The sequence below is a fragment of the Bacillus sp. FSL L8-0654 genome (assembly GCF_038629965.1).
Classification (GTDB): domain Bacteria; phylum Bacillota; class Bacilli; order Bacillales; family Bacillaceae; genus Bacillus; species Bacillus safensis.
Genome location: NZ_CP152026.1, coordinates 317,526 through 332,261, shown reverse-complemented (window position 1 = coordinate 332,261; position 14,736 = coordinate 317,526). Strand labels below are relative to the sequence as shown.

The 14,736-nt window shown below is 43.7% G+C and carries 13 protein-coding genes; 3 read left to right on the top strand and 10 right to left on the bottom strand.

The features are described 5' to 3' along the window. Nucleotides 1-81: 81 nt before the first annotated feature. Nucleotides 82-1,398: an amino acid permease gene (locus MHH65_RS01775; RefSeq protein ID WP_034283246.1), complete on the top strand. Its 1,317-nt coding sequence runs from the start codon at nucleotides 82-84 to the stop codon at nucleotides 1,396-1,398. Here MHH65_RS01775 and MHH65_RS01770 read toward each other — a convergent pair. The 7 genes from MHH65_RS01770 to MHH65_RS01740 form a co-directional block, all read right to left on the bottom strand. Beyond that, complete coding sequence (locus MHH65_RS01770) at nucleotides 1,393-2,151, bottom strand: YqcI/YcgG family protein (protein ID WP_098677409.1); 759 nt, start codon at nucleotides 2,149-2,151, stop codon at nucleotides 1,393-1,395. The two genes, MHH65_RS01775 and MHH65_RS01770, sit on opposite strands and share 6 nt — an antisense overlap. Before the next feature lie 191 nt (nucleotides 2,152-2,342). Further along, a complete protein-coding gene (locus MHH65_RS01765) occupies nucleotides 2,343-2,726 on the bottom strand; it encodes a UPF0715 family protein (protein ID WP_034283242.1) in 384 nt (127 codons plus the stop codon). A gap of 104 nt (nucleotides 2,727-2,830) precedes the next feature. Next, the gene (locus MHH65_RS01760; protein WP_024424337.1) at nucleotides 2,831-3,460 is read right to left on the bottom strand and encodes a LysE family translocator; all 630 of its coding nucleotides are present in this window, start codon (nucleotides 3,458-3,460) and stop codon (nucleotides 2,831-2,833) included. Nucleotides 3,461-3,552: 92 nt separating this feature from the next. Next, a complete protein-coding gene (locus tag MHH65_RS01755) occupies nucleotides 3,553-4,743 on the bottom strand; it encodes an MFS transporter (protein WP_098677408.1) in 1,191 nt (396 codons plus the stop codon). Nucleotides 4,744-4,797: 54 nt separating this feature from the next. Beyond that, on the bottom strand, nucleotides 4,798-5,844 hold the full coding sequence (locus tag MHH65_RS01750) for a Gfo/Idh/MocA family oxidoreductase (RefSeq protein WP_098677407.1): 1,047 nt from the start codon (nucleotides 5,842-5,844) through the stop codon (nucleotides 4,798-4,800). After that, nucleotides 5,841-6,707: an HAD-IIB family hydrolase gene (locus MHH65_RS01745; RefSeq protein WP_098677406.1), complete on the bottom strand. Its 867-nt coding sequence runs from the start codon at nucleotides 6,705-6,707 to the stop codon at nucleotides 5,841-5,843. The genes MHH65_RS01750 and MHH65_RS01745 overlap by 4 nt, the downstream gene beginning before the upstream one ends. Continuing rightward, a complete protein-coding gene (locus MHH65_RS01740) occupies nucleotides 6,682-8,007 on the bottom strand; it encodes a DegT/DnrJ/EryC1/StrS family aminotransferase (RefSeq protein WP_098677405.1) in 1,326 nt (441 codons plus the stop codon). The genes MHH65_RS01745 and MHH65_RS01740 overlap by 26 nt, the downstream gene beginning before the upstream one ends. 109 nt (nucleotides 8,008-8,116) lie before the next feature. Here MHH65_RS01740 and MHH65_RS01735 point away from each other — a divergent pair, with 109 nt between their 5' ends. After that, the gene (locus MHH65_RS01735; RefSeq protein WP_024424341.1) at nucleotides 8,117-9,106 is read left to right on the top strand and encodes a LacI family DNA-binding transcriptional regulator; all 990 of its coding nucleotides are present in this window, start codon (nucleotides 8,117-8,119) and stop codon (nucleotides 9,104-9,106) included. A 44-nt stretch (nucleotides 9,107-9,150) separates the two neighbouring features. Here MHH65_RS01735 and MHH65_RS01730 read toward each other — a convergent pair whose 3' ends face one another. The 3 genes from MHH65_RS01730 to MHH65_RS01720 all read right to left on the bottom strand — a co-directional run bounded on the left by MHH65_RS01730 (nucleotide 9,151) and on the right by MHH65_RS01720 (nucleotide 13,412). Then, nucleotides 9,151-10,773: an L-lactate permease gene (locus MHH65_RS01730; RefSeq protein WP_098677404.1), complete on the bottom strand. Its 1,623-nt coding sequence runs from the start codon at nucleotides 10,771-10,773 to the stop codon at nucleotides 9,151-9,153. A 43-nt stretch (nucleotides 10,774-10,816) separates the two neighbouring features. Continuing rightward, entirely contained in the window at nucleotides 10,817-11,764 is a 948-nt protein-coding gene (locus tag MHH65_RS01725; protein ID WP_070326655.1) for an L-lactate dehydrogenase, read from the bottom strand. A gap of 217 nt (nucleotides 11,765-11,981) precedes the next feature. Beyond that, nucleotides 11,982-13,412 (bottom strand): YfcC family protein, encoded by a 1,431-nt coding sequence (locus MHH65_RS01720; RefSeq protein WP_070326654.1) that lies wholly within the window; start codon nucleotides 13,410-13,412, stop codon nucleotides 11,982-11,984. 153 nt (nucleotides 13,413-13,565) lie between these two features. Between MHH65_RS01720 and MHH65_RS01715 the strand changes: the two genes are divergently transcribed. Further along, complete coding sequence (locus tag MHH65_RS01715) at nucleotides 13,566-14,693, top strand: M20 peptidase aminoacylase family protein (protein ID WP_268414302.1); 1,128 nt, start codon at nucleotides 13,566-13,568, stop codon at nucleotides 14,691-14,693. The last annotated feature ends 43 nt before the right edge of the window (nucleotides 14,694-14,736 follow it).

The window sequence follows — 14,736 nt, the reverse complement described above, 5'->3', positions numbered from 1 at the left end:
AAAATGTCCCCTTGATCATGTATAAAAAAAAGACGCGGTCACAAGCTAATGTCATTGAAATAGAAAGGTGTTGCACTTGCATTGAAAGAAGAACAATCTTTATCTTGGTGGCAGCTTTCTCTCATCGGAGTCGGCTGTACAATTGGCACTGGGTTCTTCCTTGGTTCCAGCATCGCCATTACAAAATCCGGTTATTCCGTCTGCATCTCTTTTTTGCTTGCTGCAGTCGGAACATATCTCGTCTTTAAACATTTAGCTGCGATGACAGCTGATAATCCTGATAAAGGGTCATTTTGTTCCTATGCTCGTAAAGCATACGGACGCTGGGCAGGGTTTAGCAATGGCTGGGTGTATTGGTTTGCAGAAATGCTGATTACAGGAAGTCAGTTAACCGCCATTTCTCTGTTTACCCGCCACTGGTTTCCTTCTGTTCCGCTTTGGGTGTTTTCTGCGATTTATTCCGCTCTTGCCCTGCTCGTGATTATCATTGGGCTTTCTTCTTTTCAAAAGACAGAAAATGTTCTTGCGGTACTGAAAACTGCAGCGATTTTTCTATTTATGATTCTTGCGGTGCTTGTATTATTCGGCATTTTGACAGAACATAAACCGACCCTTCATCTGCCTAACAAGGATCACGAATGGATGCCTCTTGGTCCGCTTGGTCTTTGGAATGGATTGATTTACGCATTTTATGCATTTGGGGGAATTGAAGTCATGGGGCTGATGGCGGTTCATTTAAAGGACCCGAAGGATGCGGCAAAAGCTGGACGTGTCATGCTGATCATTCTAGCAGTCATCTATATCGTCTCAATCGGACTTGCTCTCTTGCTTGTCCCAGTGACAGCCTTTAATGAGAACAGCAGTCCATTTATTACTTCATTAGAGCCGTTTCATTTATCGATCTTTCTTCATATCTTTAATGGCATTTTCATTATTGCTGGTTTTTCGACACTGGTTGCCTCTCTCTATGCGGTCACAACGCTGCTCGGCACAATGTCAGAGCATCAGGATGCACCTGCTTGTTTTAAACAAAAAGATCCATCGCATGTGAGATGGTCTTCGATTATCTTAACTGCTGCTGGCTTAATTGTCTCAATTTTGCTTGCACTCTTTTTGTCCAAACACATCTACGAGCATCTCACAACAGCAGCCGGTCTTACCCTGCTGTACACATGGATTTTTATTCTGTTCTCAAGTAAAAAGCTATCCAAGCCATCCACTCGCCAAACGTGCGAAATGATTCTTGCGCTGCTCTTAATTGGAGCCGCTGTATCAGGCACATTAACAGAGGCAAGCGGACGACCTGGCTTTTTTATCAGCCTTGGGATCATTGCAGTGATTGCCATCATGGTGCTATTTATGAGGAAAAAGTGGAAGCAGGATCAGACCGCATCATAATTTCATCATGTTTTTTAATGCAGTAAATGGACATTTGGCGGAGGCTGGTTTCTCCGCCTCTTCATCTGGGAGAAAGTATTGCTTCCATTCATGATTGGTCGGATCCCCGTACCATTTTAATGATGGATGAACACTGACCTCATCATATGCTTTGAGCCGCTTGCGAACGAGCTGGCTCATTTTTTGTCCAAACTTGGTCGATCCATTCATTTTCTCAAACACCCACCTAGGCTGAAATGCCATCAAGAGATAAGGGAAGTGGCGGCTTTTTCTGAGCTTATGAGCAGGTGTGGAACACAAAATAAAATACGCCTCACCATGGAAGCAATACTCCCACTCATGATGATGAGTATCTAATGGGATCTCCTCAGGCCACGGTTCTTCATCTTTATGATGCAGCCGCTTAAGCAGCGACCAAAACTGCTGCTCAAACTCTTCAAGCGAACTTTCCTGTAAGTCCTGCGGTGTTTCAAAAAAACAGATAAATGAAGCATATTGACCGGTTTCTTTCGCACAGCCTTGATATTCTCTCAGCAGCTGGGCTAATTCATCAACCGCTTCCTCTTTCCTAGGGTCACCGACAAACCCATAGCGTAAATGATCGAGAAAAAATCCCTGTCTTCCGGGTACACATGGGAATGTATCGGCTTCATCTCCTACCATCTTGCCAAATTGTGTGAAAGCATCCTGCTTCCATTCTTCTAGTGATCGTAGATTTTGATCAAGGCAACTTTTTGCATACAGCTGGGCCATTTCTTTACACCTCGTTTTAGCGTCTTCTCCATAGCCTATGAGGTGCAAATGGCTGTGGTGACTGTCCTTCCACGACTTTCCTAGCGCATGACAAAATGGGGTTTCTATTCAAATTGAGCAGGTATTTGTTTCTTTAATTCTATTATGTATGATCAGACTAGTGTAAGTTAATAGAGAGCCTTTCGCCATACCTACGATCGATTATTCATCAAAAAAACGGAATCCAGCACCCAATAAATAAGGGCTGCGCAGAAGCTAAACAGATAGACTTTATAGCTCATGAACACAACAAGCCCATAATCAATCCATAAAGCCAAAGCCGAACAAACCAGCCATGCCGCAATAAAATAAATCAGTAAGTCACGGCTTCGAAACCTCTTAGGATGCCGGTGTAAAACAAACTGAATCGGTGCAGCAAAAATGACATAAGCGGACAAAATGAACAGACTGGTCATCTCCACATAACTAAAGCCCACTTCAGGCGGCATGAATAAAAACGTATAAACGAATGTTGCTGTGATGACTGATAAAATCAACATACACACATAGTTGAATACTGGCAAAAACATACGCATAGCAGAAGCTCCTTCAAACCATTTAATATTCCACCATTATTCAAGAATGTGTTATGTCTGTCAATCCTTACAAAAAAACAGACTGAATATGTCAGTCTGTTTTTCTACCCAATCAACGCCATGATCCCCTGATACCCAAAATAGGCGCCGAAACCAAGTAAAGATAGACCTGCAAGAACAGATAAGCCATGTAAAACACGTTCACTTAAATAACGCCTAAACGAACTAGCAAGCAGCGCCATACTGAAATCCCAGATCAGCATGCCGATAAAAATAGCCATACTGTACATGAGCATTTGGGAAGCTCCATACTTTTCGATCGTATTGGCTAAGATGCTGCCATAGATGCCAAGCCAAAACAAAATACTGAGCGGATTAGAAAGAGAAATGAAAAATCCGGTCATAAACGATTTGCCAATTGATGTGTTTTCGCTGTCTTTTTTCGGACTCTCCTGCAAATTGATTTTACGCAGACTTTCAATGCCGGTATAGGTCAAAACGAAAAAGCCGAACAGCCACAAAAAGGTTTTTACAAGAGGTGCAGTCAAAAGCTGGGCGACACCAAAATAGATGAGAAGCATATAGACAATATCCGCAGCCATAGCCCCTACACCAAAAATCCACGCATGCCAAAATCCACTTTTAATCCCTCTGTCGATTTGGGCTGCATTGACTGGCCCAACAGGCGCTGAAAGTGACAACCCTAAAAAGATATAACCAAAAAACACCGCCACATAGACGTCCTCCTTTTGATGCTGACTTGTACATGTTATTCAAACTTTCTGCGTTTTAGTACAAGTCCTTTGTCATCATTTCAGGCGGATGCTTAGCGGTCTGCTTTCAGTGCCGACTGCTGCGCGTGTATTGTTTCTTTTTTCTTAGAACGATTCATTTGAATCGTAGCTGCAAACAGAAGAACAGCTAAGAAGGCAAATACAAAGACGGCACTTGCCGCTCCTGCCCATTCCAGACTAAATCCAATCAAAAAGGACAAGCAGGCTCCGCCTAAGCTTGCGGCTGCAATAAAATAACTCGTCGCCTCATCGATGGCATTTTCAATCATTAAGGCAGATGCTGTCAGTGCGATTGGGAACATGCCCGCTGCGCAAAGGCCGATGAAAAAGATGAGAATCAACTGCGCGGTGATGTGGGTTGTCAGAGCGAATATCACAAGCAGCAGAATCATCAGAGATGCGCTTAGCTTTAAAAAACGCAGCGGATGCAGCTGATCGGCTTTTCTCGCAATTACGGTTCTGCCAATGACGATCGCTGTCCAGAAAGTAGAGACCGCAAAGAGGCCCCAATTTTCTCCCCCTTTTTCCAGCATGATCGACGGCAAAAAATTCGCAAAGTTCGTTTCAATCCCTGCGTAGAAAAAGGCAAAGCAAATCATGATCACCACAATCATTCGATTATTTCGATCAACAAGCAAGGACGGTTTCCTCGTCCCTTCTGTGGAAGGAGCATCCATCTGTCCGTGAGGCAGTTTGTTCATAAAAACAAGCCAAAGCATAAGGAAAAATGTCAGCGCACCCACCTGAAATAAAAACACATACTGCCATGTCTGTTCTGTGACAGTCAGCAGAATCACTAGCGGGAATAACAGCGCACCTAATCCAAAAAAGACCTCCATGATACTGATTCGCTTTGCACTATTTGCCATCGAAATGACATATGCCCCAGCTGTTGTCTCAAGACTGCCTGCGCCGCTCCCAAGAAAAAAACCTGCCAGCACAAGCGTTGTCCAGCCTGGCACCAATAGCCCCAGCAGAAGTGAGCCGATCATCAGCAAAAGACCCATGGTCAGCACAGCGCCATAGCCTTTTTTTCTCACTAGAATGGGGGATAACAGAACGCCTGTCAAAAAACCAATAAACTGAAAAAAAATTAAAGATGATAATTCCCCGGGGCCTTTATCGTAACTCGACAGCAAATAAGGCGTTAAGCTGCCAAAAAACACATGAATGGTCCCAATAAAAAAATAAAAGACACAGCCAAAATAAAATACCTTTTTCATCTTTTCACTTCCTCTAAAAAGGAGCGGAGTCATCACATCCTCCGCTCCACCTCTTTAATATGCCTGGGCAGAGACGACTGCCTCTTCCCTCTCAAAGCATGTATTGAGCGCAGCCTGCGCGCGATAACCATCTTCAAAATCAGCGACCTTCATATGAGATGGGTATGGATCAGTATTCACCCAATGCATCAGCTGATCGCGGAATGTATCGGACCATCCGTAAAATTCATTTGGCGGATCTGTCAGCAAAGTTTGCGGCATTTGATGACGCTCCACACACAATCCATCACTGATCTCATATTCGTTTTTCATGTTCGTATGGTATTTGAATACCTTGTCATGACCAACGACTTCTACACTAAATCCACATTCCTCAGGCTGCGTGCTTTTGGATGTCACCAAATGAAAGAACACTTGATTCTCCATCTGCCCGAAAATTTCGGTATGATCATCCACCTGAACCTTTTTCTCTTCTTTTTCCTTTACATGTGTCAGCATCTTGGTGTTAAGTGATTCTTTCTTCATTTCACTGCCAAATAAGTACCACAGCATATCAATCAAATGAATGCCAAGATCCCCTAGTGCACCGCTCGTACGCAGACTTTCACCGCTGTCTCTCCATGAAAAAGTCTTTCTTCTAAGGGCACTGTTTTTCTTAAAATGAGTTCTGACGGTTAAAATGCGGCCTAATTCACCGTTGGCAATCAAGTTTTTCAATATATTCACAAAGGATAAATAACGATAGTTAAAGCCCATACTGGCTTGAACTTGGAACTGTTTGGCTGTCTCCACCATTTCCTTCGCTTCCTTCAGCGACACAGCCATCGGTTTTTCACATAAAATCGGCTGTCCTGCTCTTAGCGACTGAAGGGCATGGTCCTTGTGACAAAAATTAGGGGATGCAATGATCATTCCATCAGATGCATCTGCCAATGTCTCGATACTTGAATACACACGTCCGCCGTATTGTTTAATGAATCCCTGTGCGACCGACTCATGCAAATCATAGACACCGGATAATTCTGCACCTTTGATCGTTGATAATGCTCTTGCATGTGCTTTTGCAATATTCCCTGCTCCAACAATTCCAATTTTCTTCATGAATGTGCCTCCTCATGTTTATACATCACTGTTTTCAGTGTTTCATAGATTCCTTTTGCATACCCATGATGACAAATTTGGTGATGGTGCCGTTTGGCTTCGGCTGTCGCATTTTGGACAAGGAAGCCGTGTGTGACGGATTGAAGCATCCGCAAATCGTTCCCGCTATCACCAAAGGCAAAGCCTTGATCTTTCGATAAATCATATTGGTTCAGCATAAAACGGACAATTTCATCCTTCCCTGTTCCGACTGGTAAAAAATCGACATCATAGCAATCCGCAGGATCTCCTGCAAGCGGGTTGCATTTGTTGATGTTGACCGCCACGCCTCGCTCTTTAGCCAGTGTTTGGATAAATGAGAGATGATGAAGATCTGTCCGTTCATCCTGCTCCTGATAATAGAAATTCTTCTTATACCCTGAACTGCCCAGCTGCGTTTGCGGTCTAAGGGAAATGCCCTTTTCTCGGATGGTTTCCAGGATGTCTTCGATTTTTTCATCTGAAAAGCCCTGTGCATCCAGCCGCTTCATCCACTCTGCATCTGGCTGTCCAAAATCGGCATCCGACGTATATACAATCTCAGTCCCTAAGTTCGACGCAATGAAATGCGGGAATTGATGAAACCCGCCTTTTTCCATTTTGCTCGTGACAGAATCGAGGCTGCTTCCCGTCACCCAGCCCAGCAAGAGCTGTCCCGCTTCACTCTTTTCTGCTACAAAGGCTTCCAGCCGCTTGACATCCTCTCTCTGCTCCTCTGTCATTCCGTGAGAATAATACGTTTCATCAAAATCACAGAAGACGATCCACTGCGGATTCTTCGGCAGATTCAGCAGTTTTTTATTGAATGGAAGACTTGATAACATGATGAACCCCCTCGATGACCTTCTCCTGATCTTGCAGCGGCATTCCTGGATAAAGCGGCAAGTGAAGTAATTGCTGCGCAGCTTTTTCCGTGTGTGGAAGTGTCGTTTGTCTATATTTTTGAGAAACAAGATTTGTTTGATGCTGATGCGATAGAACCGGGTAATAGACATCCGTCTCTATGCCCATTTCCAGCAATTTCGCTGCCAGTTCATCTCGTTCTCCCTTCAGCACTCTAATCGGGAATAGATGCCATACATGATCATCTGTCAGCGTCGGGAGCTTCATATATCCTTCATCCTCAACCGTTTGCAGCTGGTCAATGTATCGCTTGGCTAAGTAAAAACGTTTGAAATTTTGCAGTCCTAAATACTTCATTCGTTCGAGTCCAATCGCTGCCTGCAAATTATCAATTTTCGAATTAAAGCCGTAGTCACTGCGTTTGACATTTTTCTTTCCAGCTTCAAAGCCGTGATAGCTGATCTCCATGCATTTTTCCGCTAAGGCCTCATCATTTGTAGCGATGGCTCCTGCCTTTCCGCAGACCCCAAGGTTTTTGTATGGATTAAAGCTGAGAACAAGTCCATCTCCATAAGCGCCAAGGCCGCTGCTGCCAATCGCCTGACAGCCGTCTTCAATGATTTTCAGCCCATGCTGTTTCGCAATCGCCGAAATCTCCTTCATATCCGCTTGCTTTCCATATAAATGAACCGGTAGAATGCATACCGTTTTATCTGTGATATGCTTCTCTATTTCACTCGGTGAGAGGCAGTAGGTTTCAGGATCAATATCGGCATATACCGGAACAGCCCCAATGGCAAGCACTGCATTTTCTGTTGCAGCAAAGCTATTGGCCGGCAAAATCACCTCGTCTCCTGGATGGACGCCTGCTGATATGAGACTGATCATCAATGCATCTGTTCCACTTGACGTGGCAATGACATATTTTTTCCCTAAGTACTCAGCAATCGCCTTTTCAAATGTCGGAATATATGGCCCTGAAGTAAAACGGCCAGAGCTCAATACTTCCTTCAGCACCTGCATAATATCATCGATTTCATCTTCTGAAATCAGTTTGTCAACTGGCAGAAACGGTATCTTTTTTTCCTTATTTTGTTTATAATGGAAGAGAATTTTTTCCAAACCTGTGCGCTCTATATCTTGCTCAAGGAACGTCACCAGCTTTTCATTTGCTAGATGCTTTTCAACTGAATCGGCCTTAACTTGAACACCTTGATTGATCATATCCAGCAAAGGAAGATAATCCTTGCTTTTACCTGATATCTTCGTCAATATTTGCATTCCATTCCCTCCAATTAATCAATTCCTTTTGTTAATATTTAACTTGTTTCACATTGTAAATGATGTTATCGATTTCAGAACAATAACTTTGTGTAAAGGATTTGTTAATATGTGTACAATTTATGAAATTGCCAAACGCTGCGGGGTTTCAACCACCACCGTTTCCAGAGTGCTAAACCATCACCCATATGTGTCAGAAGAAAAGCGGCAGCTCATTTTACAGGTGATGAAAGAAATGGAATATACACCGAGTTCAGCAGCCCGCACACTAAGGTCACATCAGACAAAAACCATTGCTGTGTCTGTTCCAGCTGTGGACCATCCTTTTTTTGCACAATTGATTAAAGGCATTTCAAAGGAAGCACTGGATCAAGGATATAAAGCCATCGTGCTCCAGACGTTTTATCAAGAAGCATTAGAGCTTGAAGGGCTTCAATTATTAAAAAGAAAAGAAGTCGATGGGGTTATATTGGGTGCGTTAGAAAATACGTGGGAGAAAATTGAGCCATTTTTAACGAACGGCCCCATTGTCATGGCAAATGAATATCACCAAACAGCAAACATCCCGATTATTGGATACGATGAACGGGAAGCCGCCTATAAAGCGGTGGACTATTTGATTCGGTCGGGGCGAAAATCGATTGGGTTTTGCTTTGATACAGAAAGCAGTGAAGCGCAGAAACAAAGGAAACAGGGCTATCTTGATGCACTCTCTGCTCACGGTTTGCCGCTGCAAGATGATTGGCTCTTTGGAGAGGCTTTTACCATTGAAGACGGCTTTCGCTTAATGGAGGTCATCCATCACATGAAGGAAGCGCCTGATGCCATTTTCACCGGCAATGATCAAGTCGCAGCAGGACTCATTAAACAGGCTATTTCATACGGCTATCAAATCCCCGGGGATCTAGCGGTCATCGGCTATGACAACCAAGACATTTGTGAGGTGACAGCTCCAACGATCACCACAATTGACATACCGATCGTAGAGCTTGGCCAGCGATCTGTACAGCAAATGATCGCGCTCCTGCAAGACCAAAAACCATTACAGCGCGAACATATCCAGTTGCCTACCCGGCTCGTGACAAGAGAATCTACATAAAGAAAAAGACTGAGAGAGATCTCAGTCTTTTTTAATCTATCAACCTATACAAATTGAGCAAGAATGAATGTCCATATACATACAATACCTAGCAGAATGAAACTGTACTTCACGGTCTTTTTGAAGAGCTCAGATTCTTTCCCTGTTTCTCCAACAGCTGCTGTAGCGATAGCGATAGATTGTGGAGAAATTAATTTCGCCATCACACCACCGGTCGTATTCGCCCCAATTAACAAACCTGCTTGTGAGCCGATTTGAGAAGCAGTGACCGCTTGAAGGTTACCGAATAAGGCGTTGTTACTCACGACAGATCCCGTAATAAACACGCCGATCCAGCCAAGCACCGGACTGACAAGCGGGAACAAATCGCCTGTTTTGGCAAGAGCAAGTCCAATGGCTGAACTTAGTCCAGCAAAGTTTGCCAGGTTGGCAAAGCCCATGACAAAACAAATAGTAAGAACAGGAACCCAAAGCTCTTTCACCGCTGCTTTTAAGCAGACAGCGCCTTCTGTTAATGTAATATGTCTGCTAAACAGCCCTGTCAGCATGACCGCAATCAGAATGGCAGTACCCGTTGCACTGATGACATCAATTTTAAAGATCGCATCAATTGGTGTTTCCATTTGGGCAATTGGTGGTAATTTCACAATTTGCTGATGTAAAAAGGGCATTTTCACTAAAATGGTCGTCCAGTTAAGCGGTCCTCCTACAGCAAACAATGCTTTAAATGCCGGCAGACTCCATACCGTAATAACAGCAGTTAAAATATAGAACGGAGACCATGCTTTCAGTATTTCAACGCCGCGATACGTTTGTTTCTGTTCAATATCTGGCGCTCCTTCTTCACGATAAATGTGTTTTGGCTGCCATTTCCGAAGAAATAAAGCTAAAACTCCCATACTTGCCAAGGCAGAAATAATATTGGCAAGCTCAGGTCCCATCGTCACCATTGTGACAGCTTGCAAAATGGCATAGGTTCCACTCACAACCAGCAAGGCTGGCAGCGTTTCTTTGATTCCTTTGAATCCATCTACAATCAGAATGAGGAGGAACGGAATACAGAATGAAATAAACGGGATCGTATATACAAGGGTTTGAGATAACGCAAGCGGCGTCATATTGCCCATTTGCGCCCCTGTAATCACTGGAATGCCTACAGCACCAAATGCACCAGACGCAGCATTGGCAATTAAGCAGAGCATCGCAGCTTTCAGCGGTTTAAACCCAAGCTCTGTTAAGAGAGCGGCACTGATCGCAATCGGTACACCAAACCCAGCAGCTCCTTCTAAAAATGCATTAAAGCTAAAACCAATTAATAAGAGCTGAAGACGTTGATCTTGAGAAATTCCTGCAATACTAGATCGAATGACATCGAACTTACCAGATTTCACGGCAATTTTATAGAGCCATACCGCCATGATGACGATATATCCAATCGGCCACAGCCCATTAGATATACCGAGCAGCACAGCAGATAATGCTTTTTCAACTGGCATATGAAAGAAGAAAACAGCTGTTACAAAACTGACGATTAAGGTAAAACAAGCGGCTAAAACACCTTTTAGCTTAAAAACGGTTAATGCAAGAAGGAAAAACAAGATTGGGAGCATTGCCACCAATGCACTGACGAATTCATTACCAAACGGATCATATATTTGCTGCCACATAGTGATTCATCCTTTTCTGCTCAGATAGGTTGCTTTTGATTGATTAAAAATGAGGAGCCAAAATCTCTTTTAACACATTCACACTGTGTGCAAATTTTTCTTTCTCCGTGTCGTTCAGTGTGAGCTCCATTACTTCTGTTGCGCCATTTCGATTCACAAGGGCAGGTACACCAATGTAGACATCTTCTGCTCCGTACTCTCCATCTAAGTAAGTGCTGACAGTTAAAATGCTGTTTTCATTGTGCAGGATCGCTCTTGTAATGCGGGCTAAACTCATTGCTACACCGTAATAAGTGGCGCCTTTTTTCTCAATGATTTGGTAAGCGGCATGACGGACATTTTCCATGATTTCATCTAAGTCTTCTTGTTTGTATTGATCATTTCTCTTCATTAATTCTGTAATCGGCACACTTCCAATATTTGCATGACTCCAAACAGCAAGCTCTGTATCTCCATGCTCGCCAATGATGTACGCATGCACGTTGTGTGCCGCTGCGTCAAAGTACTCACTGAGCATGTATCTAAATCTTGCCGTATCAAGCGTCGTACCACTGCCAATCACTCGTTCTTTTGGAAGACCACTGAATTTCCAAGTCGCATATGTCAAAATATCGACTGGGTTTGTGGCCACTAAGAAAATACCGTCGAATCCACTTTTCATCACGTTTTCTACAATGCCTTTAAATATATTTAAATTTTTCTCAACAAGGTCAAGTCTTGTTTCACCTGGCTTTTGGTTTGCACCAGCACAGATACAGACGATATCTGCATCCTTACAATCCTCATAATCTCCATACCATGTATTCACAGGATGCGGCGCAAATGCTTTTCCGTGGTTTAAATCCATCACGTCACCCATTGCTTTGTCTTGATTCAAATCGATGACAACCAATTCATCTGTGATTGCTTGATTTATTAATGTAAAGGCATAACTGCTGCCGACGAAACCTGCTCCAATAAGGGCTACTTTGTTTACTTTTTCGTTTGTCATTTATCTCATCCTCCTGAGTAAAACTAGGCTGTTTTTCTTATGTGAAGTATTTCACATTCTTATTGTGCAACATTTCACAAACTTTTGCAAGGGGGCTGCTCAAAAAAAATATGTAGCGAATTTGTGAACACATTTATTGTGCTTTCAAAGCGCCCGCTCCATACATATTTCCACAAGAAAAAAGCTGCCAAACGCTCGTCGGCAGCTTCCTACATATTTAATAAGGTCCCCAGTTGATCATGACCCCGATACAAATAAATACAAGACCGATGACAAACCAAATGAGGGCAAGCGGCACCATAAAACGCAGCCACTTTACATAAGGAATACCACTTGCAGCAAGCACAGCCATCAACACACCGGAAGTCGGATTGATACAGTTGACCACCCCTTCACCAAGCATTACCGCTTCTACAGCTACCTGTCTTGTGATGCCCATTAAATCAGCGAGCGGCGCAAGAATTGGGATAAAGACAACGGCTTCTCCTGATCCTGATGAAATCAAAAAGTGAAGAAGCGCACTCGCAATATACATCCCGATCGCACCAGCGATGGGACTAAAGCCTGTCAGCATACTCGCCAAGCCATTGACCACTGTATCAAGCAGCTTCCCGTTTTCTAAAATGACCGAAATACAGCGTGCCATCCCAACAATAAGTGCGCCGTATACAAGGCTTTGGCACCCGATAATAAACGTTTTCGCAATATCATTGGCAGCTAATCCGCCGAGCAGTCCAGCGACGATAGCCATAAAAATGAACACACCCGCCATTTCCTTATCGGTCCAGCCAAGCTGAAGTGCGCCATATAAGAAACCTCCAAGTGACAATCCGCACACCGCTAAAATCAGCTTATGTCTGCCAGTAAATGCAGGCTTGTCCACAGATTCCGCATCGGCTCCGCCAAGCCCCTTAGCAGGAAACCATTGATCGCCAAGAATGCTTCCCTTTTCTTTATTCTTCAGACGTCTTGTATATAAATAGATGTACACAATACTAGAAATAAGAAAACAAAGATAAATAATGACACGCAGGCCGATGCCGGAAAAGATCGGCAGCTCTGCAATTGTTTGTGATAAACCTAATGGAGATGGAGATAAAATCGTTGCGTTAAACCCTGCATAACAGCCGATGTATATGACAGCGGCTCCTGCTACAGCATCCCATTTCAAGGATCGTGCCACAATGATGCCGATTGGAATAAACCCAATGACAGAATTCACGACAATTCCGGTCGTTCCAAGGACTGAAAATAATCCCCCAACAATACAAATAAACAATAATTGCTTCGTTTGAAACCGGCTGATGACATGGTGAATCATCCCGTTAATAGCACCTGTCTTCTCCAAAATGGCAATGGTTCCGCCCGTAAATAGAATCAGAAAAATAATAGAAGAGGACCCTACCATTCCTTCTTGTATCGCTGTGAAAAAGCCAACTGGACTCACTGGTGATTGATCAATACGGTGATAGCTGCCAGGAACGGCTGTTGTGATCTCCCCAGATGTCTTTCGGTCAAACTCACCCGCTGGTACAAAATACGTTGCTATTGTACAAATCAGTGCAATCATAAATAAGAGAACATACGCATCCGGCATTTGAAGTTTTCGTTTTTGTTTCTCTGATGCTGATACTGTCGCTGTTTTCATGTGTCAAAACCCCTTTGTCCCGATCGGAATTTCACTTAATTTTCAGAATAATCAAATGATGTGTTATATTATAAACACTGTTGATATTTAAGATCAATATTATTTCACTAAAATAATGTTTTGACAGATTATCTGTCAGCAAGGAGGCTTCTCATGACAACTTTGACAAACGAAATGAAACAAACCGTGACAGACATCTTTGAACACTTGCATGCCCATCCAGAAATCAGCTGGGAAGAAACAGAAACGACTGCTTATATTGAAGATATATTGAAAAAATTGGGCTGCAAAACTCAAACATTTGACGACTGTACAGGGGTGATCGGTGAAATTGGAGAAGGCGCACCAGTGGTCGCTGTGAGAGCCGATATTGATGCACTTTGGCAGGAAGTAGATGGTGAGTTTCAAGCCAATCATTCATGCGGACACGATGCACACATGACAATGGCTCTCGGCACCTTCATGGCATTAAAGGAAAAAGAACGCACGAACGGCACGATCCGTTTCATCTTTCAGCCTGCTGAGGAAAGAGGCGGCGGTGCGCTGAAAATGATTGAAAAAGGAGTGCTCGCAGATGTCGATTTCTTATATGGCGTACATGTGCGCCCAATCCAAGAAACATTAAACGGACGCTGCGCTCCTGCTATATTGCACGGATCAAGTAATCATTACGTCGGCACCATTATTGGCGAGGAAGCGCACGGTGCACGTCCACACCTTGGCGTCAACGTCATAGAAGTGGCTTCAACCCTCGTGCAGAGACTCGCGCATATCCATGTCGATCCAAGAGTCGCGCATTCTGTCAAAATGACCAATTTACATGCTGGCGGGGGCAGCTCAAACATCATCCCAGGCAAAGCCTCTTTTACATTAGATGTACGGGCACAAACAAACGAAGTGATGGATGAACTAGAAAAAGAAATTGAAAGAGCGGTTCATTCTGTAGCGGATGCCTTTGGCGCTTCCATTACACTTTCAACAGACCATCGTCTGCCTGCCGCCACCTTAAATGAAGAAGCTGTCCAGATCATGTCTCATGCAATTGAACAGGTTTTAGGCAAAGAGCAGCTTGATCCCCCGATCGTCACAACAGGTGGAGAGGACTTTCACTTTTACGCAGCAAAGCTTCCGCATATCAAATCCACGATGCTCGGTTTAGGCTGTGATTTAAAGCCCGGTCTTCATCATCCGTATATGACCTTCGACCGCTCTGCTATCTTTACTGGCATTGAGATTTTGACCGAGGCTGTCTATCAAACACTCCAGCAGCATTCATCATAAATGAAAAAGCCACCCGCCTTCTCTTCAGGGCGGGTGGTCTGCT

Bases quoted from the DNA above. Each gene is read 5' to 3' on its own strand.
- MHH65_RS01770 (WP_098677409.1), bottom strand. From the start codon at position 2,151: ATGGCCCAGCTGTATGCAAAAAGTTGCCTTGATCAAAATCTACGATCA.
- MHH65_RS01765 (WP_034283242.1), bottom strand. From the start codon at position 2,726: ATGCGTATGTTTTTGCCAGTATTCAACTATGTGTGTATGTTGATTTTA.
- MHH65_RS01755 (WP_098677408.1), bottom strand. From the start codon at position 4,743: ATGAAAAAGGTATTTTATTTTGGCTGTGTCTTTTATTTTTTTATTGGG.
- MHH65_RS01750 (WP_098677407.1), bottom strand. From the start codon at position 5,844: ATGAAGAAAATTGGAATTGTTGGAGCAGGGAATATTGCAAAAGCACAT.
- MHH65_RS01745 (WP_098677406.1), bottom strand. From the start codon at position 6,707: ATGTTATCAAGTCTTCCATTCAATAAAAAACTGCTGAATCTGCCGAAG.
- MHH65_RS01740 (WP_098677405.1), bottom strand. From the start codon at position 8,007: ATGCAAATATTGACGAAGATATCAGGTAAAAGCAAGGATTATCTTCCT.
- MHH65_RS01735 (WP_024424341.1), top strand. From the start codon at position 8,117: ATGTGTACAATTTATGAAATTGCCAAACGCTGCGGGGTTTCAACCACC.
- MHH65_RS01730 (WP_098677404.1), bottom strand. From the start codon at position 10,773: ATGTGGCAGCAAATATATGATCCGTTTGGTAATGAATTCGTCAGTGCA.
- MHH65_RS01725 (WP_070326655.1), bottom strand. From the start codon at position 11,764: ATGACAAACGAAAAAGTAAACAAAGTAGCCCTTATTGGAGCAGGTTTC.
- MHH65_RS01720 (WP_070326654.1), bottom strand. From the start codon at position 13,412: ATGAAAACAGCGACAGTATCAGCATCAGAGAAACAAAAACGAAAACTT.
- MHH65_RS01715 (WP_268414302.1), top strand. From the start codon at position 13,566: ATGACAACTTTGACAAACGAAATGAAACAAACCGTGACAGACATCTTT.